17 protein-coding genes are annotated in these 26093 nt (G+C 62.0%); 8 read left to right on the top strand and 9 right to left on the bottom strand.

Going from position 1 to position 26093, the window contains the following annotated elements; genetic code table 11:
• Positions 1–275: 275 nt before the first annotated feature.
• Positions 276–6689: an amino acid adenylation domain-containing protein gene (locus tag ACIOUG_RS06005; protein ID WP_401063342.1), complete on the bottom strand. Its 6414-nt coding sequence runs from the start codon at positions 6687–6689 to the stop codon at positions 276–278.
• A gap of 487 nt (positions 6690–7176) precedes the next feature.
• Here ACIOUG_RS06005 and ACIOUG_RS06000 point away from each other — a divergent pair, with 487 nt between their 5' ends.
• From ACIOUG_RS06000 to ACIOUG_RS05985, 4 genes are all read left to right on the top strand, one after another.
• Positions 7177–7971, top strand: a complete 795-nt coding sequence (locus tag ACIOUG_RS06000; protein ID WP_401063341.1) for a helix-turn-helix transcriptional regulator — start codon at positions 7177–7179, stop codon at positions 7969–7971.
• Between the two features lie 84 nt (positions 7972–8055).
• Positions 8056–9462 (top strand): efflux transporter outer membrane subunit, encoded by a 1407-nt coding sequence (locus tag ACIOUG_RS05995; RefSeq protein WP_401063339.1) that lies wholly within the window; start codon positions 8056–8058, stop codon positions 9460–9462.
• Between the two features lie 156 nt (positions 9463–9618).
• Positions 9619–10224, top strand: a complete 606-nt coding sequence (locus tag ACIOUG_RS05990) for an SCO family protein (protein WP_115987469.1) — start codon at positions 9619–9621, stop codon at positions 10222–10224.
• Positions 10224–10703: a copper chaperone PCu(A)C gene (locus ACIOUG_RS05985; RefSeq protein WP_027613130.1), complete on the top strand. Its 480-nt coding sequence runs from the start codon at positions 10224–10226 to the stop codon at positions 10701–10703. Before ACIOUG_RS05990 ends, ACIOUG_RS05985 begins: the two co-directional genes overlap by 1 nt.
• 69 nt (positions 10704–10772) lie before the next feature.
• On the opposite strand, the gene ACIOUG_RS05980 is transcribed toward ACIOUG_RS05985, so the two are convergent.
• A complete protein-coding gene (locus ACIOUG_RS05980) occupies positions 10773–11267 on the bottom strand; it encodes a hypothetical protein (RefSeq protein ID WP_401063336.1) in 495 nt (164 codons plus the stop codon).
• A 183-nt stretch (positions 11268–11450) separates the two neighbouring features.
• Between ACIOUG_RS05980 and ACIOUG_RS05975 the strand changes: the two genes are divergently transcribed.
• The 3 genes from ACIOUG_RS05975 to ACIOUG_RS05965 all read left to right on the top strand — a co-directional run bounded on the left by ACIOUG_RS05975 (position 11451) and on the right by ACIOUG_RS05965 (position 14560).
• Entirely contained in the window at positions 11451–11825 is a 375-nt protein-coding gene (locus ACIOUG_RS05975; protein ID WP_003224193.1) for a hypothetical protein, read from the top strand.
• Positions 11822–12019, top strand: coding sequence for a helix-turn-helix transcriptional regulator (locus tag ACIOUG_RS05970; RefSeq protein ID WP_003224191.1), 198 nt, complete (start codon positions 11822–11824; stop codon positions 12017–12019). Before ACIOUG_RS05975 ends, ACIOUG_RS05970 begins: the two co-directional genes overlap by 4 nt.
• Positions 12020–12328: 309 nt before the next feature.
• Positions 12329–14560, top strand: a complete 2232-nt coding sequence (locus ACIOUG_RS05965) for an LTA synthase family protein (protein ID WP_401063333.1) — start codon at positions 12329–12331, stop codon at positions 14558–14560.
• 132 nt (positions 14561–14692) lie between these two features.
• On the opposite strand, the gene ACIOUG_RS05960 is transcribed toward ACIOUG_RS05965, so the two are convergent.
• The gene (locus tag ACIOUG_RS05960; RefSeq protein ID WP_401063330.1) at positions 14693–16729 is read right to left on the bottom strand and encodes a TonB-dependent receptor; all 2037 of its coding nucleotides are present in this window, start codon (positions 16727–16729) and stop codon (positions 14693–14695) included.
• A 337-nt stretch (positions 16730–17066) separates the two neighbouring features.
• Here ACIOUG_RS05960 and katG point away from each other — a divergent pair, with 337 nt between their 5' ends.
• Positions 17067–19337 carry a catalase/peroxidase HPI gene (gene katG / locus ACIOUG_RS05955; RefSeq protein ID WP_401063328.1) on the top strand — a complete coding sequence of 757 codons (2271 nt, stop codon included), beginning with the start codon at positions 17067–17069 and terminating at the stop codon, positions 19335–19337.
• A gap of 221 nt (positions 19338–19558) precedes the next feature.
• On the opposite strand, the gene pepN is transcribed toward katG, so the two are convergent.
• From pepN to ACIOUG_RS05925, 6 genes are read right to left on the bottom strand one after another with little or no spacing between them, the layout of a single operon-like run.
• Complete coding sequence (pepN, locus tag ACIOUG_RS05950) at positions 19559–22216, bottom strand: aminopeptidase N (RefSeq protein WP_401063327.1); 2658 nt, start codon at positions 22214–22216, stop codon at positions 19559–19561.
• 10 nt (positions 22217–22226) lie between these two features.
• Entirely contained in the window at positions 22227–23057 is an 831-nt protein-coding gene (locus ACIOUG_RS05945; protein ID WP_401063325.1) for a DUF2797 domain-containing protein, read from the bottom strand.
• Entirely contained in the window at positions 23054–23314 is a 261-nt protein-coding gene (locus ACIOUG_RS05940) for a YeaC family protein (RefSeq protein ID WP_401063322.1), read from the bottom strand. Before ACIOUG_RS05940 ends, ACIOUG_RS05945 begins: the two co-directional genes overlap by 4 nt.
• Before the next feature lie 33 nt (positions 23315–23347).
• Complete coding sequence (locus ACIOUG_RS05935) at positions 23348–24217, bottom strand: rhomboid family intramembrane serine protease (protein WP_401063319.1); 870 nt, start codon at positions 24215–24217, stop codon at positions 23348–23350.
• Positions 24214–25188, bottom strand: coding sequence for a metallophosphoesterase (locus ACIOUG_RS05930; RefSeq protein ID WP_401063450.1), 975 nt, complete (start codon positions 25186–25188; stop codon positions 24214–24216). The genes ACIOUG_RS05935 and ACIOUG_RS05930 overlap by 4 nt, the downstream gene beginning before the upstream one ends.
• Positions 25185–26075, bottom strand: a complete 891-nt coding sequence (locus tag ACIOUG_RS05925; protein ID WP_003224174.1) for an NAD(+) kinase — start codon at positions 26073–26075, stop codon at positions 25185–25187. The genes ACIOUG_RS05930 and ACIOUG_RS05925 overlap by 4 nt, the downstream gene beginning before the upstream one ends.
• Between the last annotated feature and the right edge of the window lie 18 nt (positions 26076–26093).

Raw genomic sequence — 26093 nt, 5'->3', positions numbered from 1 at the left:
GGGATAACCTGCTGTAAATACGAGAAAAAAGGAGCGCGCAGCGGCGAGTCCGTGCTTGCTGCGTGCAGCCTGGAAAAGCTAAAACATCGGGGCCTGCGGGGCTGACATGGGAAGCGGGGACAAGCCGGCCTCCCTGCGGGTGAGCAACGCAAATCCCCTGTGGGAGCGGGCTTGCTCGCGAATGCGGTGGGCCAGTCGATGTTGATGGTGACTGTTGCACCGCATTCGCGAGCAAGCCCGCTCCCACAGGGTTGGTTTGTACAATCAGTTTTGGGTCAGAGCCGGCGCTTGCGGTTGAGGCTCGGGATGGTGGTTTGCGGGATGACGACTTGCTGCGCCTGATTCGAGGTGCTGAGCGCCAGTGCCGCCAGCGTCGGCTGGCTGAACAGCGCCCGGGCGTCGGTGTGCAAACCGCTCTGACGCATACGCGCCACCAGGCTCACCGCCAGCAACGAATGCCCGCCCAGTTCGAAGAAGTTGTCGTGGCGACCGACCTGTTCGACGCCGAGGACTTCACCCCAGATCTGCGCCAGCGCGGTTTCAACGTCACCTTGTGGCGCCACGTAGGGGCGGTTGATCACCGCGTCCGCCCCCGGTTCGGGCAGGGCTTTGCGGTCGATCTTGTCGTTTGGCGTCAGCGGCAGCGCATCAAGTTGTACAAACGCACCCGGCACCATGTACTCCGGCAGACGCTCCAGCACATGCGCGCGCAAGGCCTCCAGACTGGATGCTTCTACGCCCGAGCGCACGGTGTACCAGGCCACCAGACGTTCATCACGGACCATCACCACCGCTTGGCGAATCGCCGGATGCTCGATCAGCCGCGCCTCGATTTCCCCCGGCTCCAGACGCAAGCCGCGCAGCTTGATCTGGAAGTCATTACGGCCGAGGAATTCCAGCTCGCCGTGGTGGTTGTAACGCGCCAGATCGCCCGTTCTGTATAGGCGATCACCCGGCACAAACGGGCTATCGATGAAGCGCTCGGCCTGCATTTCCGGCAAACCGTGATAACCACGCGCCACGCCGACACCGCCAATGTGCAACTCACCGCTGACGCCTTGTGGCACGGGTTGAGCGTACGCATCGAGCACGTACAAACGGGTATTGCTCAAGGCTGTGCCAATCGGCACCACGTTGTCCGGCACGCTCATGTCCAGCTCCAGCGTCCAGCCCGTGCTGTCCACCGTGGTTTCAGTCGGACCGTAGACGTTGTGCAACCGCACCCATGGCAGCCGCGCTCGTACCTGACGCGCAAGCGCCGCACTGAGTTCACCGCCACCGTTGAGCACATCGGTCAGGCTGGTGCACTGCTCGACACCGTCCTGCTCGATGAACTGCTGCAACAGCGCCGGGACGAACTTGACCACCGTCACCTGCTGCTCGCGAATGGTCTGCACCACATACGCCGAATCGCGGTTGCCATCCGGTCGCGCCAATACCAGGCGCATCCCGGAACACAGCGGCCAGAAGATCTCCCACACCGAACTGTCGAAGCTGAACGGTGCTTTTTGCAGCAGCGCACCGTGTTCGGTCGGCGGACTGAGCTGCGAGCCCCAATGCACCATGTTGCAGGCGCTGCGGTGTTCGATCATCACGCCTTTCGGCAACCCGGTAGAGCCGGAGGTGTAGATCATGTAGGCAAGGTTCGAAGCACTCAGGCCCGGCACCTGCGGATTGCCTGCCGGCTGCTGCTGCCAACTGTCGTGATCCAGATTGATCAGCGGCACACCCGGTTCGCCCAACAGTTGTCGCGTCGCGCCATGTACCAGCAGTGCGACGGGCGCGCTGTCCTGCAACATGTAGTTCAAGCGTTCCAGCGGATAGTCCGGATCCAGCGGAACATAAGCGCCGCCCGCCTTGAGGATGCCGAGCAGACCGACCAGCAGTTCCAGCCCACGCTCGACGCAGATCGCTACGCGCGAGTCCGGCTGCACGCCGAGTTCGCGCAGGTGATGGGCCAGACGATTGGCGCGCTCATTGAGTTGTTCATAGGTCAGGCTTTGCTCGCCGGTCTGTGCGGCGATTGCAAAAGGTTTACGCCGCACCTGCGCCTCGAAAAACGTGTGCAACGGCTGCTCCAGCGGACAATCGACTTCGGTGGCGTTGAAGCTGATCAGCAAGCGTCGCAACTCTTCGGGTTGCAGGATCGGCAAGCGGTTCAACGGCTGTTGCGGTGTCTGTTCCAGGGCCTGCAGCAAACCGTGCAGCGCGGCTTGCATGTAGCCGCAAATCCGTTGTGCGCCAATCTGCGCGACAGTCCGGCCGGTGAGGCGCAAGCCGTTGCCAAAATCGTCCACGCTCATGGTCAGCGGGTAATTGGTGCGCTCCTCGTTGGCCAGGGTTTCGATGCCTTGCCAGGCCTGACTGGATGGCTCCAGCAGTTCAGATTCGTCACTGTGCCGGTAGTTGAGCAGCGCGCTGAACAACGGTGACGGCGAGGCGACGCCGCTGCAGCGCTGCGCCAGTGCCAGCGACGCGTGCTCATGGCCGAGCAGCGCGGTCAGCCGCGCATGGGTGGCGTGTACGGCATCGAGCACCCCGGCATCAACGTCGATGCGCAGCGGCAAGCTGTTGATGAACACGCCCAAGGCCCGGTCGGCGCCCTCACCGCCCTGCATGCGCCCCATCAGCACGGTGCCGAACACCACACGCTGCTGGCCGGACGTCGCCGCCAGCACCCGCGCCCACGCCAGATGAATCAGGCTCGCCACGCTGACCCCGGTCTGTCGCGCCTGGGTGCGCAAGCGCTGGTAAACGTCCGCCGGCAGCGCCTGCTGCGCTTCGTCGATACCGCTGCCGTCGCCCTGCACTTCCTGCAACCCGAACGGCAGGGTCGGCTCGTCGATGTCCGCCAGTTGCGCGCGGAAAAACGCCTCGTGTTCCTGCTCGCTGACGCCCAGCCGCGTCTGCGCCACGTAATTGCGATACGGCACCGGCGGCGCCAGCGTCACGACCTGCCCCGACAGGCTGGCCTGCATCTCGCCGCGCATCACTTCCAGAGCAATGTGGTCCATGGCCAGGTGATGGAACAGCAAAATCCCCACCAGCCGATCCTGCGCCGGATCACGGGCATACACCAGGCGCATCAGCGGCGCCTGACTGACGTCGAGGCGATAACGGCGGGCGTTGAAGCGCTGGTGCAACTGCTCGATGATCGGGCCATCGGCCGGATCCAGTTCGACCTCCTGCAACGGCAGAATCGCCTCGCGCCACACCACCTGTACCGGGGTGGTCAGGCCTTCCCAAAGCACCGCGGTGCGCAGAATGTCGTGGCGCGCCATGACCTGACGCAGCGCTGTAGCGAAGGCCTCGACGCGCTCAAGACTGTCGAACGCCAGTTGTGATTGCAGCAGGTACGGATCGCCCTGCGCGGCGGTGATGTGGTGGTAGAGAATGCCTTCCTGCAACGGTGCCAGCGGGTAGATGTCCTGCACGTTGGCGGCGCCGCCCGGCACCGTGGCAACGATCCGCTCGAGAGTCGGCTGATCCAGTTGCAGCAGGGTCAGCATCTCCGGGGTGATGTGGGTGCAGTCGGCGGCGATGCGGTTGGCCGGCACTTCGATCTCGCGACCGCTGCCGACCGAAGCCGCCAGCGCCGCGAGGGTCGGCTGACTGAACAGCACGCGCACGTCACTGCTCAGACCGAGCTGACGCATGCGCTCGATCAGAATCACCGCCAGCAACGAATGCCCGCCCAGCTCGAAGAAATGGTCGTGACGCCCGACCCGCTCGACTTGCAGGACTTCGGCCCAGATCTGCGCCAGGGCGATTTCAACGTCACCTTGCGGCGCCTCGTATTCGCGGCGGATCAGATCGTCCGCCCCGGGCGCCGGCAACGCCTTGCGATCGACCTTGCCGTTGGCAGTCAGCGGCAGCGCCGGCAGACGCACATAGGCGCTCGGCAGCATGGCGCTGCTCAGGCGCGTTTTCAGGTAAGCGTGCAGCTCATTGATGTCCAGCGGCGCCTGCTCGGTGAACCACGCCAACAATTGTCCATCGCGCACCAGCACCACCGCTTCGCGCACCGCGGCATGGCTGGCGAGTGCGCTCTCGATCTCGCCCGGTTCGATCCGTACGCCACGGATTTTCACCTGATCGTCGTTGCGCCCCAGGTAGTCCAGCGTGCCGTCGGCGCGCCAGCGTGCAAGGTCGCCGGTGCGGTACAGGCGCGCGCCCGGTTCAGCGCTGAATGGATCGCGCAGGAAGCGTTCGGCTGTCAGGTCCGCGCGGTTCAGGTAACCGCGCGCCACGCCGGCACCGCCAACGTACAACTCGCCACTGACGCCAATCGGTACCGGCCGCTGCTGCTCATCGAGCAGATACACCGTGGCGTTGCTCACCGGTTTGCCGATGTGCAGCGCCTGCCCGGCGCTGATGCGCCCCGAGGTCGCCACCACCGTGGCTTCGGTTGGCCCGTAGTTGTTGATCACTTCGAACGATGGCTGACGCGGGAACTGGCGCAGGCGATCGCCACCGATCAACAGCGTGCGTAACGTCGGGTGATCGAGTTGGCGGCTGAACGCGTATTCGGCGATCGGCGTCGGCAGAAAACTCACGTCCAGCGGCTGCGCACGCCACCAGTCGAGCAGCCCGTCAATGTCTTCGTTGCCATCGCTGACGGGGGCCAGGTGCAAGGTCGCGCCGACGCACAGCGCCGGCCAGACTTCCCAGGCCATCGCGTCGAAACCGAATCCGGCGAGGCTCGAGGTATGGCTACCGGCATGCAAATCGAAGACGTCAGCGTGCCAGTCGACCAGATTGCACAGGGTGCGGTGCTCGACCATCACGCCTTTGGGCAGGCCGGTTGAACCGGAGGTGTAAATCACATAAGCGAGGTTGGCCGGGGTCAGCCCCGGCACCTGCGGCGCGCCTACATCGAAGGCGGACCAGCTCGGCTGATCCAGCTCGATCACCGGCACCGAGAGTGCCGGCAGATGCTCGCGCAGCGCACGCTGAGTCAGCACCGCCAACGGCGCGCTGTCTTCCAGCAGATAGCTCAGACGCTCGGCCGGATGCGCCGGATCAAGCGGCACATAGGCGGCGCCGGCCTTGAGAATCGCCAGCAGCCCGACCAGCGTGTCGAGGCCACGCCGGGCGACGATCGCCACCCGCTCATTCGGGCGCACACCGAGTTCGAGCAGGTGATGAGCGAGCGCATTGGCGCGTCGATTCAGTTCGGCATAGCTCAGGCCTTGCCCTTGATCAACCGCCGCCAGCGCCTGCGGCCTTAGTGTCGCCTGCGCTTCGATACGCTGCTGAATAGTCGTCGGCGCCGGATATTGCACCCGTGTCGCATTCCACTGTTGCAGCTGCACGATTTCTTCCGGCGTGCTCAGCTCGAAATCCGCCAGCGGCAGGTCCACCGCTTCCAGCCCCTGCTCCAGAATCAGCAACCAGCGTTCAGTCAGCGCCTTGACTTCATCGGCGCTGAAATACGCCTCGCTGTAGATCAGGTAGAGGCGCGCATCGTCATTGGCAGGATTGCTCAGCAGGTGCACCGCCAGCGGTGTGGCTTCCTCCAGATTCGAGGCTTTGATGATCCGTCCCGACGCCTCGCCGTAGCGATAGTCGTGAGTGCCCTGCTCGTAGGACACCGTGACCTCGAACAATTGCGAACGCTCCTCCCGCAACAGGCCGAGCGCGCGGTTCATCTCACTCACGGGGAAGCGTTGATGACGGAAGTCCTTGCGCAGTTCGTCACGGATCGCCCGGATCAGTTCAGCGAATGTCTGTTCGCGGCCAAACCCCATGCGCACCGCGCTGACCTGCGCGAACAGCCCGAGCGTGGATTTGAAGCGCGCGCCGGAGCGGTTGAGAATCGGCAGCCCCACCACCCACTCGTCACGCTGTTCGGTACGGCTGAAATACACATGCAGCGCCGCCAGCAACACATGGAACGCCGAGCCGCCCAATGTCCGGGCAACCTGCTTCATGCGTTCGTGCAGCAGCGCCGGCAAGGGCTGCGCATGCACCTGCGTCTGCGCGCCATGGCCGGCGAGGTTCTGTTGATGCCGCGGCAGCAACAGTTGCTCGGGTAATTGTCGGTATTTGTCCAGCCAGTAGGCGCGGTCCTGCGCACAACGCGGCGAGGCCTTGTAGCGCGTATTGTCCTCGATGAAGTCGATGTAGGATGGCGCCGATTTCGGTGCCGGTTGGCCGTGCGCCAGAGCGTTATAGATCTCGTCCAGCGACTTGAACATTTCGCCGAAGCTCCAGCCATCGACGATCAAGTGATGAGCCTGCACCGACAGCCAATGTCGCTGGTCATCCAGGCGGATCAACAGAAAGCGCAACAGGCAGCCGCCGTCCAGCACGAAGGGCTGATCCATGCGCGCCTGGACCAAAGCCCGCGCCGCCGACTCCGGGTCGGCGTGCGCCGACACATCGTGAATCGGCATCGGCACCGCACATGACTCGGCAAACTGCTGCAGAGGCAGGCCATCGGCGCTGGCGCCCGGCAGCAGAATCGTGCGCAGCGCGTCATGCCGGGCCACCAGTGCCTGGAGGGCGGCGTGCATCCGTGCCGGATCCAGCGGACCGCTGAGGTCCATGTAGCCGCCGATGTTGTACAGCGGCGAATCACCGCGACTCAACTGATCCAGCCAGATATCCAACTGCGCAGCGCTCATCGGATACGTCTGGAGCGATGCGGACGGCGTGGCCACCGCAGGGGCAGAAATAGGCGGCATAAGATCCTTCTCATGTGATTTTGCGCCTATTCAAGCATCGGCCCCGATGCCGACATGACACGTAAAACCCGGACAACCTCCCCCCGACGCGGGCCTGTCAGCGCTTGTTGAGCCTTATTGGGTGGGAACCAGCTAAAAGTTCGGAGAGGAAACACTGAAATTCTTGTAGGAAAAATGCCACAGACCAGCGCTGCCATCGCCCTGATCAGTCACCCCGGCAAAACGCAACTGCCCCGGTTTTAAAGGTCGTGCCGTGACCAAACAGTCACGCGACGGGCGACACCTGTACCGAACGGCGTCAGAAGCCCGGCGCCAACATTCGGAAATGATGGCACTTTGTGTCCCTGTTTTCCCCTACAGACGTAGGACAAATCCATAGGCTTAAATCCCGCCCCAGATCAGTTTCAAGGAGAGACGATTGCGTGGGCGGCTTTTGCATCAACAGCGGACGACTCGGTGATGACTCGGAACCAGGGATGACAAGGATATGAATCTGACCGGCAGCATTCGCAACATGGAAAACCCGCACTTCTACTGGCAACTGGGGGAACTGATTGCCAGCACCGGCGACGATCATTTCGCCAGCAACCTGTTCCAGTTGGTCGACACTCTGGTGCCGGTCAATCGCGTCGATCTCAGCGAGTGGACGCTGGACGAGCGCCAGGCCAGCGTGGTCGAAATCAAGGCATTGGGCAGCGCCGGTCTGCCGCAGACCTTCCCGCCACCGGACCCGCTGCAGAGTCCGGACGATCATCCGTTGTTGCAGAAGATGATCGAGATGAATGACTCCCTGCTGATTCAACTCAAAGCATCGCTCCAGCCGCAACATCCGCAGCACAGCGTGCACCAGTGCAATCTGGTGTCCCGCACCTCCAACCGCCGCTGTGTCATCTCGTTCTATCGACCGCATACGCAACGGGTGTTTTCCCTGCCGGAACTGTCGTTTCTCAAAAGCCTGTCCGACACCCTGCTGCCGCTGATCGAGCGGCACGCCCACCTCAGTCGGCAATTTGTTGCCAAACAGCCGCGCCTGCCGTTGGCCGATCTGGAGCAGGCACCGTTGCCGCAGGTGTTTGACGAACGCCTGGCACTGGGCGGCATCGTCCTGTCGGCCCGGGAAAAGGAAGTCTGTCTGGGTCTGCTGACTGGCGGCACCGTGCCGCAACTGGCCGAGAAACTGCGGGTCAAGGGCAGTTCGGTCGAGACTTACCTCAAGCGTGCGACCGCCAAATTGGGGGTCAGCGGACGGCATGGTCTGGCGCGCTGGATGGCCGGGGCGTAACCGCGCGGTCGTGGTCCAACGGTGTTCGATGGTGGTGTGGGGACGCAGTCCCCGGCACGTGTTTTTTCTGCATGAGAGCGTTCGATGCTGCGCATTTCCCTGCTGTCCCTTGCCGTCCTGCTGGCCGGTTGTTCGTTGATTCCCGAGTACCAGCGCCCTGCCTCACCGAGCGCTGCGCAATACCCGCAAGGCGCCGTTTACCCGACGCAGACACCCGCGTCGGCGCGCGCTGAAGACTGGCGCACGCTGTTCAACGACCCGGCGCTGCAACAGTTGATCGAAAGCGCGCTGGTCAATAATCGCGACCTGCGGGTGGCGGCGCTGAACGTCGAGGCGTTCCAGGCGCAGTACCGGATCCAGCGTGCCGATCTGCTGCCGGCGGTGTCGGCCAATGCCAGCGAGTCGCGCCAGCGCCTGCCGCCCAGCGTGACCGGCAGCAAAGCCATGATCAATTCGACCTATGCGGTGAATCTGGGTGTCAGTGCCTATGAGCTGGATTTTTTCGGCCGGGTGCGCAGCCTCAGCGAGCAGGCGCTGCAAACCTGGCTGGCCACCGAACAGGCGCGGCGCAGCGCCGAGCTGAGTCTGGTGGCCAACGTCGCCAATGCCTACCTGACCTGGCGCGCCGATCAGGAGCTGCTTGAACTGACCCGCCAGACCCTGGCCGCCGATCAGCAAAGCTTGCGCCTGACCACGCGCAACCGTGACGCCGGCAAGTCTTCGGCGCTGGAGCAGGCGCAGGCGCAGACCAGCGTCGACAGTTCGCGAGCCAATCTGGCGCGATACAAGCGCCAGGTGGCGCAGGATCTCAACAGTTTGACGCTGCTGGTCGGTGCTCAGGTTCCCGAGCAACTGCCGGCGCAACCACTGGCCAGCGATCTGGTCCGGCAACTGCCGGCCGGCTTGCCCTCGGATCTGCTGCAGCGTCGCCCGGACATTCTGCAGGCCGAGTACAAACTGAAAGCGGCCAACGCCAATATCGGCGCGGCGCGGGCGGCGTTTTTCCCCAGTGTCAGCCTGACCGCCAGCGCCGGTACCTCCAGCCGCGATCTCTCCGGGCTGTTCAGCGGCGGCTCTGGCGCCTGGACGTTCCAGCCGCAAATCAACCTGCCGATTTTCAACGCTGGCAGCCTGCGCGCGAGCCTGGATTATTCGAAATTGCAGAAAGATGTGGCGGTCGCCGAATACGAAAAATCGATTCAAACCGCGTTTCAGGAAGTCGCCGACGGTCTGGCGGCGCGCAGTACTTATCAGCAGCAATTGCAGGCGCAGCGCGATCTGGTGCAGGCCACTCAGGACTACTACGACCTGGCGCAACACCGTTATCAGAATGGCGTCGACAGCAGCCTGACGTTTCTCGATGCACAGCGTTCGCTGTTCAGTTCCCAGCAGGGGCTGATCACTGATCGTCTTGCGCAGCTGGTTGCCGAGGTCAACCTGTACACCGCGCTGGGCGGCGGCTGGCGGGCCGATGAGGCCAGTGTTCAGTAGTCACTCGTCACTTTTTCTTACACCTTTTGTCGCCCGATCCGGCGCCGCGCGGCGATCCGTGACCGGCGTCTGCCGTCAGTTTGGTATCATGCGCCGCTTTTACGGTTAACCCCCCGCCAGTCCTGCCGACTGACGGGCTGCAAAAGGCGGTATTAGATGACGGCTTTGTTGACTCGCCGCAAGGTGCTTGCGGGAATGGGCGTGCTGGGCCTGGGCCTGCTCGCCGGCTGCGACACTCGTGGCCAACTGTCGTACAAGTACGGCAAGGACCTGAGTGACAAGATCCTCGGACGCACCTTCAAGCTGAAGAACACCGACGGCGAAACCATGACGCTGTCGAGCTTTCGCGGGATGATGCCGATGATCTTTTTCGGCTTCACCCAATGCCCGGCGGTGTGCCCGACCACCCTCGCCCGCGCCGCACAAATCAAGAAGCTGATGGGCAAGGACGGCGACCGTCTGCAGGTGATCTTCATCACCCTCGATCCGGAACGCGACACGCCGCAGATCCTCGACGCCTACGTCAAAGCCTTCGACCCGAGCTTCGTCGCGCTGTACGGCACGCTGGAAGAAACCCGGGCCACCGCCAAGGAATTCGACGTGTTCTTCGAGAAGGTGCCGGCGGGCGACACCTACACCATCTCCCACACGTCCACCAGTTACGTCTATGACTCGCGCGGCCAGCTGCGCATGGGTCTGTCTGTATCGCTTTCGGCACAAGAGTGCACGGAAGATTTGCTCACCGTTATGGAGGTCTGCTGATGCACCCCGTTTTGAACAACATCAAACGCGCCGTTTTCGCCCTGTCCCTGCTGGGCCTGGCTTTTCAGGCCAGCGCTCAGACCAAGGTCGACGATGCCTGGGTGCGTGCGACCGTGCCGACCCAATCGGCCAGCGGTGCGTTCATGACCGTCACCGCTGACAGCGACAGCAAACTGCTGAGCGTTGCCTCGCCGGTGGCCAAAGATGTGCAGATCCACGAAATGTCGATGAAGAACGACGTGATGAGCATGGGTCCGGTCAAATCGGTCGACCTGCCAGCCGGCAAAGCCGTCACCTTTGACCCGAACGGCTACCACGTGATGCTGATGGGCCTGACCGGCCAGCTCAAGGAAGGCGAAAGCGTGCCGCTGACCCTGACCGTGGAAAACGCCAAGGGCGAGAAGGAAACCGTCGAAGTCAAAGCTGAAGTCCGTGCGCTGACGCACATGGAAGGTCACGATCACAGCAAGATGCATTGATCTGACTTGGCGGCAATAAAAAGGGGCGGCCTGATCGATGATCAGGTCGCCCCTTTTTTATCGCGCATGTCAGCCGCGCTTGCGGGCCAGTGCGTTGCGCACGCTTTCCCTCGACATCCCCGAGCGCGAAGCCTCCGCAGCTTTCTCCACTGGCGCCGCCGCTAACTGCTGCTTGCGCTTCAACACCTGACTCCAGCGATAACCGAGATAGCCGGCCGCCGCGAAGAACCCCAGCCAACCGGTGATCATATTGACCACCGTCCACAGCCCGAGGGTAATCAGCACGGATTTCCAGGTGAACAGCTTCAGGCTGGCGTCGACAGGCACCTTTTCAACCGGCGGCGCTTGCGCCACCGATATGGGTTGCACCCCGTTCAGATCGAAGCGCAGGGAAACGTCCGCGCCGGGCACCTGAACGTCTATTCGATTGCCATCAGCGGTATGCACCCGAACTTCGCCATTGACGACCGACACCGAACTGAAACTGATCTGGGTTTCGCGATGAATCTCGCCGTTGACCATGGTCACGATCGTTCGCTGTTCGCCAGTGGGGGTCTCGCGCATGTCAATTCCTTGAGAATTTCACGTCGGACGACGTGTTGAGGGAAATTCCGTTGAGCGCGAATGCTACTGAGTGGCCATCAGGCTGTCCAGAAACAACCCGGTCGAGGTTTATGGAAAGCCTGCTTTACATAAGGAAAAATCTTAGCAAGTATGTAAAGGGTCTTTTACATAGGAAGTTGAAGAATGAACCGGTACTACCTTGAAATGGGCGCGGCGTTGATCCTCTATATGCTGGTGTTGACGGCCTCAGTGATCGCTACGCAATACCTGACGGATGCCAACATGATTCTGCGTTCAGCCGTCGCGCTGACACCGATTATCCCGGCAGGATTGATGTGCTGGAGCATCGTGCGCAACATGCGGCGCATGGACGAAATGCATCTGCGTATACAGTTCGAAGCGCTGGGATTTGCCTTCGCCGCCTCGGCGCTGCTGACCTTCAGTTACGGTTTTCTGGAAAACGTCGGCGCCCCACACATACCGTGGACTTGCGTGTGGCCCGTGATGGGCGCCATGTGGATTCTCGGCCTGCAAATCGCGCGACGTCGCTACCAATGAAAAATCGCCTCAAGGCACTCCGCGCCGAGCGCAACTGGTCGCAGGTCGATCTGGCTGAACGCCTCAAGGTGTCGCGCCAGACGATCAACGCCATCGAAAACGAGCGTTATGACCCTAGCCTGCCACTGGCGTTTCAGATTGCCCGGGCGTTCGAGTTACCGATTGAAAGCATCTTCGACGACGGTTTGAACTGAGCGCCGAATTGGCTGACGGTGGGCGATGCCTCAGAGTTGTCAGCTGCCGGCATCGCCATGCGCTTCTTCGATTCCCGCTGCCGTCGTGGTGTGGCTTTCATACAGTGCGGGCGGCTTCCTTAAACAGCCTGAAACAATAAATCAGCCGTCGATAGCAGCCCGCCCATCCGCCGCTATCGGGCTGACACGAACGCCGGTCACGGCCTCAACGCTTTTACCGCGCCTGCGCGAGCAGATCAGCCAGGCGTTTAAAAGGGCGATCAGACAGCCCACCCTTGGTATCATCGCGCACACTTTTATGACGGTTTGATGGCTGGAAGGTCTTTTTTTGTGAGCGTTCTTTTGCGTTGGTTGCGGCAGCCGCATGCCCGCCTGTTCTCCTTGATTCTGCTGGTGCTGATCGTGCCGGTGTGCCTGCGCGCGGCGTTGGGCTGGTCGTCGCCGCTGGGCTATTTGTCCGACCTGGCGATTGGCAGTTTGCTGGTGCTGTTGCTGCATCGCCGCGCGTGGTGGCTGGCGTTGCCGTTGCTGCTGTTCTGGGGATTGCTGGCGGTGGCGACGACCGAGTTGGTCAGCGCTGTCGGCCGGCTGCCGAATCCTGCCGACCTGCATTACCTGATTGACCCGCAGTTCGTGGAAAACTCCACCGGTGGCGGTTTCGCTCATCCGGCGCTGGGCGTGGCCCTGTTGCTGGCGCTGCTGCTGTGGTTGCTGACGCGTTTCGCCAATCGCGCGCAACCCGCTGCTGCCCTGCCCCGTGCCGTGTGGGCCGCACCCGCGCTGCTGTTCGCCGCGCATTGGGCCGTGCAAAACCAGTGGCCGAGCGAGGAAGACCCATGGCGCATGTACAACCTGCCGCATCAATTGCTCGCCTCACAAGTCGCCGATCTGCAGTTGCAGGCCGAGGAATGGCTGGACGGTGACGTCGAACCCGCCGCGCCACAGATGGCCGGGCTGACCGATCTGGATCTCAATGGCCACAAGCTGCTGACCGCGCCGGGCCAGGCGCGCAACGTACTGATCATCGCCCTGGAAGGCATTCCTGGCGCTTACATCCGCGCCAATCGCGAGGCCATCGGCAGCCATTATCAGGAAGACCTGATGCCTAACCTCAGCCGCTGGGCCGAGCGCGGCATGAACACTCCGGATTACGTGCTGCATACGCACCAGACCATTCGCGGCCTGTACGCCATGCTTTGTGGCGATTACGACAAGCTCAACAACGGCACGCCCAAAGGCGTGGAAATGCTCACTCAGCACGAGCGCAATCAGGCCTGCCTGCCGGCGCAACTGCGGCAGAACGGCTTCAGTACCCACTATCTGCAAGGTGCCGGTCTGCGCTTCATGGCCAAAGACAAGATCATGCCGCACATCGGTTTCGATGCGACCCATGGTCTGGAATGGTTCAGCAACGCCAACTATCTGGAGTTCCCGTGGGGCAAGGATGACAAGGCGTTCTTCGAGGGCGCGCTGGATTACGTGGGCCAACTGAAGAAGCAGAAAAAACCGTGGATGCTCACCCTGCTCACCGTCGGCACCCACCAGCCCTACTCCGCACAGGAAGAATATCTGGCGCGCTACGAGACGCCGAAACAGGCTGCCGTCGGTTACCTCGACGATGCGCTGGAGCAGTTCCTCAGCGGTCTCGAACGCCGAGGCGTGCTCAAGGACACGCTGGTGGTGATCACCTCGGACGAATCCCACGGCATTGACGGCGTGCGTCTGGCGTCGTCGTGGGGCTTCAACCTGACGCTGGCCCCGGAACACGAACAACTGCCGCGACTGAATGCCGGGGTGTACGGTCATGTCGATCTGAGCGCGTCGATCCTCGACTATTTCGATCTGCCGGTGCCGTCGGCGCTGAGCGGCCGTTCGCTGTTTCGCGACTACGACAGCGGGCGCGAAATCATGTCTTACACCAACGGCAAGCTGCGCTACCACAACGGTCAGGGAATCTTCTCCGAGTGCGACATGCCGCGCCGTTGCCGATACTACGAAAGTGCCGGTTTCATTGCCGAGCGCGCCACCCTCAAAGGCAATGAAAGCAGCCAGCAGGCCCGCCAGATAGCCGCACGAGCGATGGCGCTGGACCTGTCACTGTTGCGCACCCCACTCAATCAGCGTTACCAGTTCGGCAGCAACAACGTGATCCCGCTGCAGGCGCAGATCAAGGACGACTGGGCCGACAACCTGATCGGTGCGCAATACCTGGAAATGCCCAAGGGCTCGCACACCCGAGTGCGCCTGACCGTGCGCTCGGTGGATCCGCAGCAGGCGGCGTACATTCAGCTCAAGGCCAAGGAGTTCGAACAGGACGTGCAACTGGGCCTGCCGACCGAGATGGTCGCCACGGCCGATCAGCCGCTGGAGATGGATTTCAGCTTCGACAACCCGCAGCAGCGCAAAGCCTTTTCCTTCCACTTGCTGGGTTATGGATTGGGCGCGGTCGAGGTCACGGATTTCAGCGTGATCACCGAGTTGCCGGGGCAGGAAGATCCGCTGGATGCGTTGCCGGATGATGAGACTGCGCAATCGAGCTGAAGCCCCCCCGTGTAGGAGCTGCCGCAGGCTCGGGCCGCGTTCGGACGATCTTTTGATTTTGTTTTTTCAAGATCAAGATCAAGATCAAAAGATTGCAGCCTTCGGCAGCTCCTACAGGGGGGCGAGGGACTATCAGAACGTCGTGCGCAACCCCACCTGAATGCTGCGCCCTTCTGCCGGTGCAATATCGCGCAGGATCGAGCTGGCGTAACGCACGGTCTGGTTGGTCAGGTTCTCGGCGTTGACGAAGGCCAGCCATTTGCTCTGGCCGACATCGAAGTGGTACCCCACATTCGCCCCCAGCGTGGTGTACCCATCGGTGCTGCTTTCATTGGTCGGCACACGATGCTGCGAGCTGGCGTGCTCGATATCGATCCGTGCCTGCCAGCGATCCAGTTCCCACAACAAACCGCTGTTCAAGCGCAATGGCGCAATGCGCGGCAGGTCCTGGCCGTTGTCGAGATTCTTGGCGCGGGTGTAATCACCCGACAGCTCCAGCGCGAACTTACCGTAGGCATTTTCACCAAGGGTCCAGCGATCCTGCGCCTCGATGCCGCTGAAACGTGCACGCACGCCCGAGTAGGTGTATTCGGGAATCCCGCCGCCATCCTCTTCGCCTTCGTCATTCAGGGTGCGGCCAGTGCCGAGCAAGCCGATGTAGTTGGAAAAGTGGCTGTAGAACACGCCGACGCTGCCTTTGTGCGTGCCGTTGTCGAAACGCAGCGCGAGGTCGCTGGACACGGCTTTTTCTTTCGACAGCCCGGCATCACCGACTTCATAGGTGCCGGTCGCGACGTGGGCGCCGTTGGCGTACAACTCATAGAAAGTCGGCGCGCGCTCGGTGTAGCCCAGTGTCGCGGCGACCGACCAGACCGGCGTCAGCGTGTACACCGCGCCAGACGACAGGCTGCCGGCGGTGAAACGGCTGGAGCGGTCGGCATTGGCGAAGCGCTCGTTGCCTTTGGCGTCCGGGTCGACCGTGGTGTGTTCCAATCGGCCGCCAAGGGTGAACAGCAGGCGCTCGGTGGCTTGCAACTCTTCCAGAATGAACAGTGCGCCGGCGTCGGTATCGGTGTGCGGCACAAAAGCTTCTTCGCCCAGTGCCGAGAACTCGTTGCGGCTGACCTGAGCGCCGATCACCCCGTTGAACGGGCCGAACGGTTGATGCCGAGCCTCGATCCGCGCTTCGTAGCCCTTGTTCTTGAACGTGGTGCCGACTTCACCGCCCTCGATTTCCCGATGCTGATAATCGGTGTAGCCGGCGTCGAGTTTGACCGAGCTGAACGGCCCGTCGAGATTGCGCATTTCCGAGGCGAACGCGTAGTGCTCCTGCTGCATGCGAATGCGCACATCGTCTTCGGCGGGTGAGCCGTAGTTCGAATCGTAATTACTGTAGGACAGACCGGCGTAACCGTCATCCCAGGTGTAGGAACCGCCGACGGCGCCACCGTCCTGACGACCGTCGCTGTTGGCCAGTCGATGCTTGCGCGAGTCGCCGTCGTCGTTGGCGCGTGCCGCGCCGGTCTTGGCGTAACCGGGGATTTTCAGGTCATTGAATTCCCGGGCGCTGGCGTCCAGGTGCAAGGCGAACTGACCGTTGCCGGCCTCCAGTTTCCCGGCGCTGCTGCGGGTGGTGTCGGCACCGCCGTACCGCAACTCGCCCGCACCTTGAATGCCATCGATGGCTTCGGTGGGGATGCGGTTATCGAAGGTGTTGATCACCCCGCCAATCGCACTGCCGCCATACAGCAACGCTGCCGGGCCACGGACGATTTCAATGCGCTCGACGTTGACTGGGTCCAGCGGCACCGCGTGGTCGTAGGACAGTGACGAGGCATCCAGCGCGCCGACGCCGTTACGCAGGATGCGAATGCGATCACCGTCCTGACCGCGAATGATCGGTCGACTCGCGCCGGGGCCGAAGTATGACGAGGACACGCCGGGCTGCTTGTTCAGCGTCTCGCCGAGGCTGCCCTTCTGCTGCAACGTAAGGTCGTCGCCGCTGAGCACGGTTGAGGGTGATGCCAGGGTCTGGCTGCCCAAAGGGTTGCCGGTGATGACTTGCGGTTGCAGTTCGAGCGGTTCGGCGGCGAACACTGGAGAGGCGATCAGCAGCGCGGCAGCCAGAGGAGTCAGGCGTCGTTGAAGGGGTTGGGAACGGGCAGGCATTTCAGAACTTCCGTGAGCAGAAAAGTGAGGAATCGCTGCCGGTGATTGGCAAATAACACCGGCAGAAACAGAATGAAATCTTTTTTATGTTATACAATAACATTTCTTTCTGTCATCACGATTCTTCCAATTCGTTTTGCAGCAAGCGCTCAAGCACGCGGATTTCAGCTTCGAATCAGCGAGTCAGGCTGCCTGCGCAACAGCAAAAAACCGCTGAAAGACTGCGCCTATCAGCCTCCAATAGTCGGCCTATTAGCTGACTACCCAAGTCGGGTCTAGCCTTACTAGTCCGAAGTCGGCACGAGCCGGCCACACAAGACCTGATAAGGACTCGAACATGGCAAACGAATCGAAATGCCCGTTCAACCACGCCGCCGGTGGTGGTACGACGAACCGTGACTGGTGGCCGAATCAACTGAACCTGAAGATCCTCAGCCAGCACTCGCCCAAGTCCGATCCACTGGGCAAGGACTTCGACTACGCCAAAGCCTTCAAGAGCCTGGACTTTCAGGCCGTGAAACAAGACCTGCGCGCGCTGATGACCGATTCGCAGGACTGGTGGCCCGCCGACTTCGGCCACTACGGCCCGCTGTTCATCCGCATGGCCTGGCACAGCGCCGGCACCTATCGCACCGCCGATGGCCGCGGTGGCGCCGGCTCCGGGCAACAGCGATTCGCACCGCTCAACAGCTGGCCGGACAACGTCAGCCTCGACAAGGCCCGCCGCCTGCTATGGCCGATCAAACAGAAATACGGGCGCAATATTTCCTGGGCCGACCTGATCGTGCTCACCGGCAACGTCGCGCTGGAATCCATGGGCTTCAAGACTTTCGGCTTCTCCGGCGGACGTCCCGATGTCTGGGAACCGGACGAAGACGTTTATTGGGGTTCGGAACACGAATGGCTCGGTGGCGACAGCCGCTACGGCAAAGACAAATCGGCCATGCAGGAACCCGGTGACGGCACGCTGGTGGCCGAGCCGGACTTGCACGGCAAAGAGCAAAGCCGCACCGATCAGGGCGAACGCAACCTGGAAAACCCGCTCGCCGCAGTGCAGATGGGCCTGATTTATGTGAACCCGGAAGGCCCCGAGGGCAACCCGGATCCGGTGGCTTCGGGTCGCGACATCCGCGAAACCTTCGGCCGCATGGCGATGAACGACGAAGAAACCGTGGCGCTGATCGCTGGCGGTCACGCCTTCGGCAAGACCCACGGTGCCGGCCCTGCCGACAATGTCGGGCCTGAGCCGGAAGCGGCCGGCCTGGAAGAACAAGGCCTCGGCTGGCGCAACGCGTTCGGCACCGGCAAAGGCGCCGACACCATCACCAGCGGCCTGGAAGTGACCTGGACCACCACCCCGACCCAGTGGAGCAACAACTACCTGGAAAACCTGTTCGGTTTCGAGTGGGAACTGTTCAAAAGCCCGGCCGGTGCGCACCAATGGAAACCAAAAAACGGCGCCGGGGCCGGCACCGTTCCCCATGCGCACGATCCGAGCAAAAAGCTCTCGCCGACCATGCTCACCTCCGACCTGGCGCTGCGCTTCGACCCGATCTACGAGCCGATCGCCCGACGCTTCCTGGCCAACCCGGATCAACTGGCGGACGCCTTCGCCCGCGCCTGGTACAAGCTGATCCACCGTGACATGGGCCCGCTGTCGCGCTACCTCGGCCCGGAGCTGCCGAACGAAGAACTGCTGTGGCAGGACCCGATTCCTGAAGCCACTCACCCGCTGATCGACAGCAACGATGCGACGGCGCTGAAAAGCAAAGTGCTGGCGTCGGGGCTTTCCGTCTCGGAGCTGGTTTCGACGGCATGGGCCGCCGCATCAACCTTCCGTGGTTCGGATAAACGCGGCGGCGCCAACGGCGGGCGTCTGCGTCTGGCCCCGCAGAAATTCTGGCAGGCCAACCAGCCGGAGCAACTGGACAAGGTGCTGAAGACCCTTGAGGGCATTCAGAACGAGTTCAACGCCGGCTCATCCGGGAAGAAAGTGTCGCTGGCGGATCTGATCGTGCTGGCGGGTAACGCCGGGGTCGAGCAAGCGGCGAAAAACGCCGGGCACTCGGTCTCTGTGCCGTTCAATCCAGGCCGCACCGATGCGACTCAGGAGCAAACCGACGTCGAGTCGTTCGGCTTCCTTGAGCCGATTGCCGATGGTTTCCGTAACTACAGCAAAGGCAAATACACCGTTTCCGCCGAAGCGCTGCTGATCGACAAGGCGCAACTGCTGACCCTCTCCGCTCCGGAAATGACCGTGCTGGTCGGTGGTCTGCGGGTATTGGGGGCGAACGTCGGGCAAAGCCGACATGGCGTGTTCACCTCGCGTACGGAAACGCTGAGCAACGACTTCTTCACCAACCTGCTGGACATGGGCGTGGAGTGGAAGCCGACCTCGGGGGCCGCGGACGAGTTCGAAGGACGCGACCGCAAAACCGGCAGCGTGAAATGGACGGCGACGCGGGTCGATCTGGTGTTTGGTTCCAACGCGATACTGCGTGCGCTGGCCGAGGTGTATGCGAGTTCTGACGCGAAGGAACAGTTCGTCAAAGACTTCGTGGCGGCGTGGGCGAAAGTGATGGATCTGGATCGATTCGACCTGAAATAGCCTGTAGGAGCTGCGGCACGCTGCGATCTTTTGACCTTGATTCAAACAACCAGAATCAAAAGATCGCAGCCTCGTTGCACTCGACAGCTCCTACAGGGGTTTGTGCACGACGCAAAAAACTGTGGGAGCGGGCTTGCTCGCGAATGCGGTGTACCAGTCGACATCTGCGTGTCTGATACACCGCTTTCGCGAGCAAGCCCGCTCCCACACGTCGTTATGCGTTACGCCAGGCTTTTGCTGACCACTTCGTAAACATCGCTCGACAACTGCCCCGAAGCCAGAATCCGCTCCAGCTCAGCCTTCATCAACGCCTGACGGGCGCTGTCGTATTTACGCCAGCGGGTCAGCGGCGCCAGTTGGCGCGAGGCGATCTGCGGGTTGAAGCCGTTCAGCTCGATCACCAGATCCGCGAGGAAGCGGTAGCCCGAACCGTCGGCGGCGTGGAAGTTGATCAGGTTCTGCCCGGCAAATGCACCGACCAGTGCACGCACCTTGTTCGGGTTCTTGATGTTGAACGCCGGGTGCTGCATCAAGGCTTTCACGCGTTCCAGACCGCCCGGCAGCGTGCTGCCGGCCTGCACGCTGAACCACTGATCCATGACCAGCGGGTTGTCCTTGAAGTGCTCGGCGAAACTCGCCAGCGCCACGGCTTTCTGCTCGTCGAACGGCGAGTTGACCAGTACCGCCAGTGCGGTCAGGCGCTCGGTCATATTGTCGCTGTTTTCGAACTGTTCCTGCGTAGCGGCCAGCACTTCCGGCTTGCCGCTCAACATCAGGTACGACAGCGCAATGTTCTGCAGCGCGCGACGGGCGAAGTGCTCGGCTTCGGCCACATACGGCGTCTGCTTCGACAGGTCGCGGTTAGCCTGATAACGCAGCCACAGCGCTTCGAACAGGTTGTCCGCCAGTTGCTTGCGGGCAAACTCGCGAGCGGTGTGGATCGCCTCGACATCCGCCACCTCGCTGATTTCGGTCAGATACGCTTCGCTCGGTAGCGAGAGCATTTCGGCGACCATGGCCTGATCCAGCGTCTCGTCGGACAGCACGGTTTTCAGCGCCGAGATCAGACGCGGATCGAGCACCAGGCTCTCGCCCTTCTGCTGCTGGGCGATCAGCTCTTGCAGCACCTGCACCGACAGTTGCTGACCGGCATCCCAGCGGTTGAAGCCGTCGCTGTCGTGCTGCATCAGGAACATCAACTGGTCGCGGTTGTACGGGAAGCTCAGTTTTACCGGTGCGGAAAAACCACGGAGCAACGATGGCAGCGGCTGTTCAGCGATGTCGACGAAGGTGAAGGTCTGCTCGGCTTCGATCACCGAGATCACGCGGCTGGTGCCCTGGGCCGATGCTTCGCCAGCCAGACGCAGGGCAATCTCGTTGCCTTTGCTGTCGAGCAGACCGAGTTCGACCGGGATCACGAACGGCAGTTTTTCAACCTTGTCCGGGGTTTCCGGGCAGCTCTGACGGAAGGTCAGGCTGTAGGTTTTCGCCGCGGCGTCGTAGGACTCGCTGACCGCCAGACGCGGTGTGCCGGCCTGGCTGTACCAGCGTTTGAACTGGGTCAGGTCGACACCGTTGGCGTCTTCCATGGCCTTGATGAAATCGTCGCAGGTCACGGCCTGGCCGTCGTGGCGTTCAAAGTACAGGTCACTGCCCTTGCGGAAGCCGTCGGCGCCCAGCAGGGTGTGGATCATGCCGACCACTTCCGAGCCTTTTTCGTACACGGTCAGGGTGTAGAAGTTGGAAATCTCGATGAAGCTGTCCGGACGCACCGCGTGCGCCATGGGACCTGCATCTTCGGCGAACTGGTGGGTACGCAGGTACGCCACGTCCTGAATGCGCTTGACCGTGGCCGAGTTCATGTCCGAGGAGAAACCGGCGTCGCGGAATACGGTGAAGCCTTCCTTGAGCGACAGCTGGAACCAGTCGCGGCAGGTCACGCGGTTGCCCGACCAGTTGTGGAAGTATTCGTGGGCGACGATCGCCTCGACCCGCTGGTGCGCGGCGTCGGTGGCGGTTTCAGCGCGGGCCAGCACGGCGCTGGAGTTGAAGATGTTGAGACCCTTGTTCTCCATCGCGCCCATGTTGAAGTCGTTGACCGCGACAATCATGAAGATGTCCAGATCGTACTCGCGACCGTAGACCTCTTCGTCCCAGCGCATCGACTTCTTCAGGCTGTTCATCGCGTGCTGGCACTTGTCGATGTTTTCCGGCTCGACGTAGATGCGCAGCGCGACATTGCGATTGGTCATGGTGGTGAAGGAGTCTTCGACGCACCACAGGTCACCGGCCACCAGTGCAAACAGGTACGCCGGCTTCATGAACGGGTCTTCCCAGGTCGCCCAGTGCCGGCCATCTTCGCCAGGGCCCGAGGCAATCGGGTTGCCGTTGGACAGCAGCACCGGATAGCGATGCTGCTCGGCGACCACCGTGGTGGTGAACTTGCTCATCACGTCCGGGCGGTCGAGGTAATAGGTGATCTTGCGGAAGCCTTCAGCCTCGCACTGGGTGCAGAACATCGTGCCGGACTTGTACAGGCCTTCCAGCGCAGTGTTGGTTTCCGGGTGGATCCTGACGCTGGTATCGACCGTGAAGCTGGCGCTGGCCGGTTGCAGGGTCAGGGTGTTTTCGCTCAGCTGATAATCGCCGGCGCTCAGTTCCTGGTCGGCCAGGGTCACCGACAGCAGCTCCAACTGCTGGCCGTCGAGCACCAGCGGCGGCAGGCCCGGGCCACGCTCCGGGTTGCGGCGCATCACCAGTTGCGCGTGGACCACGCTGTGGTCCTCGAACAGCTCGAAGGTCAGGTGCGTCTCGTCGATCAGGTACTCGGGCGCCTGATAGTCCTTCAGGTAAATCATCTTCGGTTGTTCGGTGCGCATGCTGGAATCCTTATTGATGCACGGCGAGTTGATAGGCCGTGTATTTACGAATGTTGATCACGCCGGTGTCAAAAATCAGGTACTGCCCCTTGATTCCCAGCAGCGTGCCTTCGGCAATCGGGTTCTTGTCCAGGTTGAAGCTGACGATTTTGGCCGGGTATTGCTCGACCGGATAGCGGATTTCGAGAGGTTCTACATCAGCAATTGTCTGAATGGCTTGTAGGCCGAATCGCTGTTGCAGGCCTTGCAAGCCCTCGGCGCAGCTTTCAAACAGTTGATCGCGCACTTGCGCCAGGTCCACCGCCGCCGCATCGCCCTTGAGCAAGGCGCGCCAGTTGGTCTTGTCGGCCACCTGACTGCGGAACAGGTCTTCGACGAAGCCCGACTGCTGGCGCGTCGATACGCGCATGATCGGCAGCGCCTGACTCGCGCCCTGATCGAGCCAGCGGGTCGGCAGTTGCGTGGCGCGCGTGATGCCGACCTTGATCCCCGACGAGTTGGCCAGATACACCACGTGATCGGTCATGCAGAACTGCTGGCCCCACACCGGGTCGCGGCAGGTGCCGGCGTCGAAGTGGCAGCGTTCCGGACTCATGATGCACAGGTCGCACTGCGCCAGTTTGGTCATGCACGGGTAGCAGTAACCCTGACTGAAACTGGTTTTGGTCTTGCGCCCGCAATGGGTGCAGTGGATCGCCCCAAGATACTCCAGACGCACCGTGGTGCCGATCATGGGATTGACCGGCACCTCGACGTCATCCAGACGAAACGCGTATTGCACATTCGGCCCGTCCAGGCGCGCCGACATTTTGCTGATTGCACCGCGGCCAATCTCGATCAATGGATGGCATCCGACTTGAACAGGATGTTCGGCACTTCGATCGACTTCGACGCACATTCCTGCGGGCCCATGTAACCGGTGCGCTGGTCTTCAGGCAGGTTCTGGATTTCCCAGGCGATCATCGCCTGCAGCGACAGCTCGCGCTGTTCGGCGGTGAGTTTGCCGCCGTCGGACCACTTGCCGATTTCCACGGCCAGTTTCAGGCTCTCGTAGAGGTCCGGGGTGATGTTGTTGATCATGTCGTTAAAAGAGGACATCAGGGTCTCCGTGCTCTTTATTCACTGAAAATTTTAGGCGGCCAGTTTACGGCGGTTATACAAACCACCCAACAGACCGGTGAAGCATCCGATGAGTAAGCCGCTGACGTGCGCGGCATTGGCGATCTGGCCGAAACCGATCATCGAGACCAGCCCGGACATGCAAATCACCAGCCACACCAGCATCATCACCAGCACGCCACGCGGCAGGCGATACGCCGGGTTCGGCGCCAGCAACTGGAAAATCCAGCAGTGGCCAAGCAAACCGTAGAGTACGCCGGACAGGCCACCGAACAGGCTCGGGCCACTCCAGGCAAACTGCGCGTAGTTCGACACCAGGCTGAACAACAGGGTCAGACCGAGCAGATTGATGCTGCCCTGACGCGATTCGATGCGCCGCCCCAGCTCCCAGTACCACATGCCGTTCATGGCCAGGTGCAGGATGCCGAAGTGCAGCAGCATCGGCGTGAACAGGCGCCACCACTGCCCCGCCGCCAGGCTGTCGGCCAGCGGCGTGAACTGGATGTACTCGCCGACCACGCGGAAGTCGAGGAAGGTCAGCCAGCGAATGGTGTCGAGGTTGTCGCCCAGATAGGTCAGGCCGCCGACCAGCAGGCTCAGCAGCAGGATGAACCCGGTGGCCTTGGCGTGTTTGAGTTGTTCGGCGAAGCCCGCACGCTTGAAGGTCGGCTCAGGCGGAATGTCCAGTTGCTGATCGGGATCACCGGCCGGGAAGCGTTCGTACAGCGAACGCACGTCCTCGCTGATTTCCGCCGGCGCCCACAGCACCTGCTCGCCCGCCTCCTCGCTGACCCGATGCGGCACTTGCATCCGTTGCAGCAGTTTGACGAAACCGCTCAGGTCCACCGCCAACGGCAGACGCAATACCGCTACCGCACTCATTGCAGCACCTCCGGCCGCTCGACATCGACCCAGACAAATTTATGCGGATCCAGGCGTGTTTCCTGATCCAGACGATAGGCCACCAGTTTGCCGTAGAGCACCGCGCTGTAATCGAGACACGCGAGGTTCGGGCGGATCGGCGCCGGTTTGCCGCTGCGCCAGTAGTGGCCGACGAACAGCAACGGCTCGTCGATGCCGTAGCGCAGCAGGTTGTTTTTTTCGCTGGAGGTCAGCGGCTTCTGCGCCACCGGCTCCGGCAATGCATCCGGCTGGAAGACGATGTCGCCGTAGGTTTTCGGGTCGTCTTCCCAGAATTTGGTGCGGAAGAACGAACGCACCAGACCGTCGCCGCTGGTCATGGTCAGGCCGTCCGGCAGGCGCATGTCAGTGCCGCGCAACAGCCGATCGAACACGGTGCAGGCGAAGCTGTCCGGCACGGCAGAGGCCTGCAGGAAGTGTTCGTCGATGCAGCCAGCGGGGAACAGCGCGCGCAACGGTTCGATCAGTCCGGCATCCCAACAGGCGTGCACCACGCGGAAACGTCCGGCGTCGACAAACAGCGGCAGTTGGTAGAACCAGCGCTGGAAATCGTGCCAGTCCGCGGGGTGGCCTTCGAACTGGGTCAGGGTTTCCTGGAGCAGACGCGCATGGCGCGGCGTGTGCTCTCGGACGAACTGCTTGCCGCTGCCCGGAGGCGCCGGCGTGCTCCAGCCCAGTGCGTTGAATTCGTGGTTGCCCATGATGCACAGCGCCTGCCCGGCCTCGACCATGTCGTGGACGATGTGCAGGGCCTCACGGATTCGCGGGCCACGGTCGATGATGTCGCCGACGAACACGGCCATGCGCGATGGATGCCGCCAGACCCCGCCCTGCTTGTGATAACCGAGACGGTCAAGCAAGTGTTCGAGGGTCAGGGCGCATCCGTGCACGTCACCAATCAAGTCATAACTGCGCGCGGGATCGAGCATCAGTCGCCTCCACCACCCAACTTGCTACCCCAGCCGAGCTTGGTCCGGCAGACTTCGTAGTAGTTGTGGTCGAGCGGGTGAATCAGCCGCAGCTTCTGTGCTTTCTTGCTGACGGTGATGGTGTCGCCCGGCGCGCAGGTGAAGTGGTTCTGGCCGTCGCAGGAGACCTGCGGGTAGATCTGCATGTTTTTCGACACGACGATTTTCAGCTCACTGTTGCCATCGACCACAATTGGCCGGCTCGACAACATATGGGGGTACATCGGCACGATCACAATGGCATCGAGCTTGGGATGCATGATCGGCCCGCCGGCCGACAGCGCGTAGGCGGTGGAACCGGTCGGGGTGGCGACGATCAGGCCGTCGGCTTTTTGGCTGCAGACGAACTGGCCGTCGATGTACAGCTCGAACTCGATCATCCGCGTCGATTTGCCCGGGTGCAGCACCACGTCGTTCAGCGCATCGCCCTGGCCGATGGCCTCGGCATGCCGGCGCACTTCGGCTTGCAGCAGGAAGCGGTTTTCCACCAGATAATGGCCGTCGAGCACCTTGGCCACTTCGACTTCCAGTTCATCGGGGCGAATATCGGTGAGAAAACCGAGGCTGCCACGGTTGATCCCCAGCACCGGAATGTTGTGCTTGGCCAGCGCCCGCGCGGCGCCGAGCAGGCTGCCGTCACCGCCGACGACGATGACCATGTCGCAGACTTCGCCGAGCATCTTGCGTGACGAGGTTTGCAAGCCATGACCCGGCAGAACTTCGGCGATGGTGTCTTCGAGAATCACGTGCAGGTGACGATCGAGCAGAAAGCGTTTCAGTCGGCGGACGGTATCCAGCACCTGGGAACTGCCCAGGCGACCGATGATGCCGATATTACGAAATTGCTCCATGGGACCTCTGCGGACAAT

It is taken from the genome of Pseudomonas sp. NPDC087803, assembly GCF_044742995.1.
Classification (GTDB): domain Bacteria; phylum Pseudomonadota; class Gammaproteobacteria; order Pseudomonadales; family Pseudomonadaceae; genus Aquipseudomonas.
The sequence above is the reverse complement of the archived record's forward strand: the minus strand, read 5'-3'. Positions and strand labels throughout refer to the sequence as shown.

Bases quoted from the DNA above. Each gene is read 5' to 3' on its own strand.
- ACIOUG_RS06005 (WP_401063342.1), bottom strand. From the start codon at position 6,689: ATGCCGCCTATTTCTGCCCCTGCGGTGGCCACGCCGTCCGCATCGCTC.
- ACIOUG_RS06000 (WP_401063341.1), top strand. From the start codon at position 7,177: ATGAATCTGACCGGCAGCATTCGCAACATGGAAAACCCGCACTTCTAC.
- ACIOUG_RS05995 (WP_401063339.1), top strand. From the start codon at position 8,056: ATGCTGCGCATTTCCCTGCTGTCCCTTGCCGTCCTGCTGGCCGGTTGT.
- ACIOUG_RS05990 (WP_115987469.1), top strand. From the start codon at position 9,619: ATGACGGCTTTGTTGACTCGCCGCAAGGTGCTTGCGGGAATGGGCGTG.
- ACIOUG_RS05985 (WP_027613130.1), top strand. From the start codon at position 10,224: ATGCACCCCGTTTTGAACAACATCAAACGCGCCGTTTTCGCCCTGTCC.
- ACIOUG_RS05980 (WP_401063336.1), bottom strand. From the start codon at position 11,267: ATGCGCGAGACCCCCACTGGCGAACAGCGAACGATCGTGACCATGGTC.
- ACIOUG_RS05975 (WP_003224193.1), top strand. From the start codon at position 11,451: ATGAACCGGTACTACCTTGAAATGGGCGCGGCGTTGATCCTCTATATG.
- ACIOUG_RS05970 (WP_003224191.1), top strand. From the start codon at position 11,822: ATGAAAAATCGCCTCAAGGCACTCCGCGCCGAGCGCAACTGGTCGCAG.
- ACIOUG_RS05965 (WP_401063333.1), top strand. From the start codon at position 12,329: ATGGCTGGAAGGTCTTTTTTTGTGAGCGTTCTTTTGCGTTGGTTGCGG.
- ACIOUG_RS05960 (WP_401063330.1), bottom strand. From the start codon at position 16,729: ATGCCTGCCCGTTCCCAACCCCTTCAACGACGCCTGACTCCTCTGGCT.
- katG (WP_401063328.1), top strand. From the start codon at position 17,067: ATGGCAAACGAATCGAAATGCCCGTTCAACCACGCCGCCGGTGGTGGT.
- pepN (WP_401063327.1), bottom strand. From the start codon at position 22,216: ATGCGCACCGAACAACCGAAGATGATTTACCTGAAGGACTATCAGGCG.
- ACIOUG_RS05940 (WP_401063322.1), bottom strand. From the start codon at position 23,314: ATGTCCTCTTTTAACGACATGATCAACAACATCACCCCGGACCTCTAC.
- ACIOUG_RS05935 (WP_401063319.1), bottom strand. From the start codon at position 24,217: ATGAGTGCGGTAGCGGTATTGCGTCTGCCGTTGGCGGTGGACCTGAGC.
- ACIOUG_RS05925 (WP_003224174.1), bottom strand. From the start codon at position 26,075: ATGGAGCAATTTCGTAATATCGGCATCATCGGTCGCCTGGGCAGTTCC.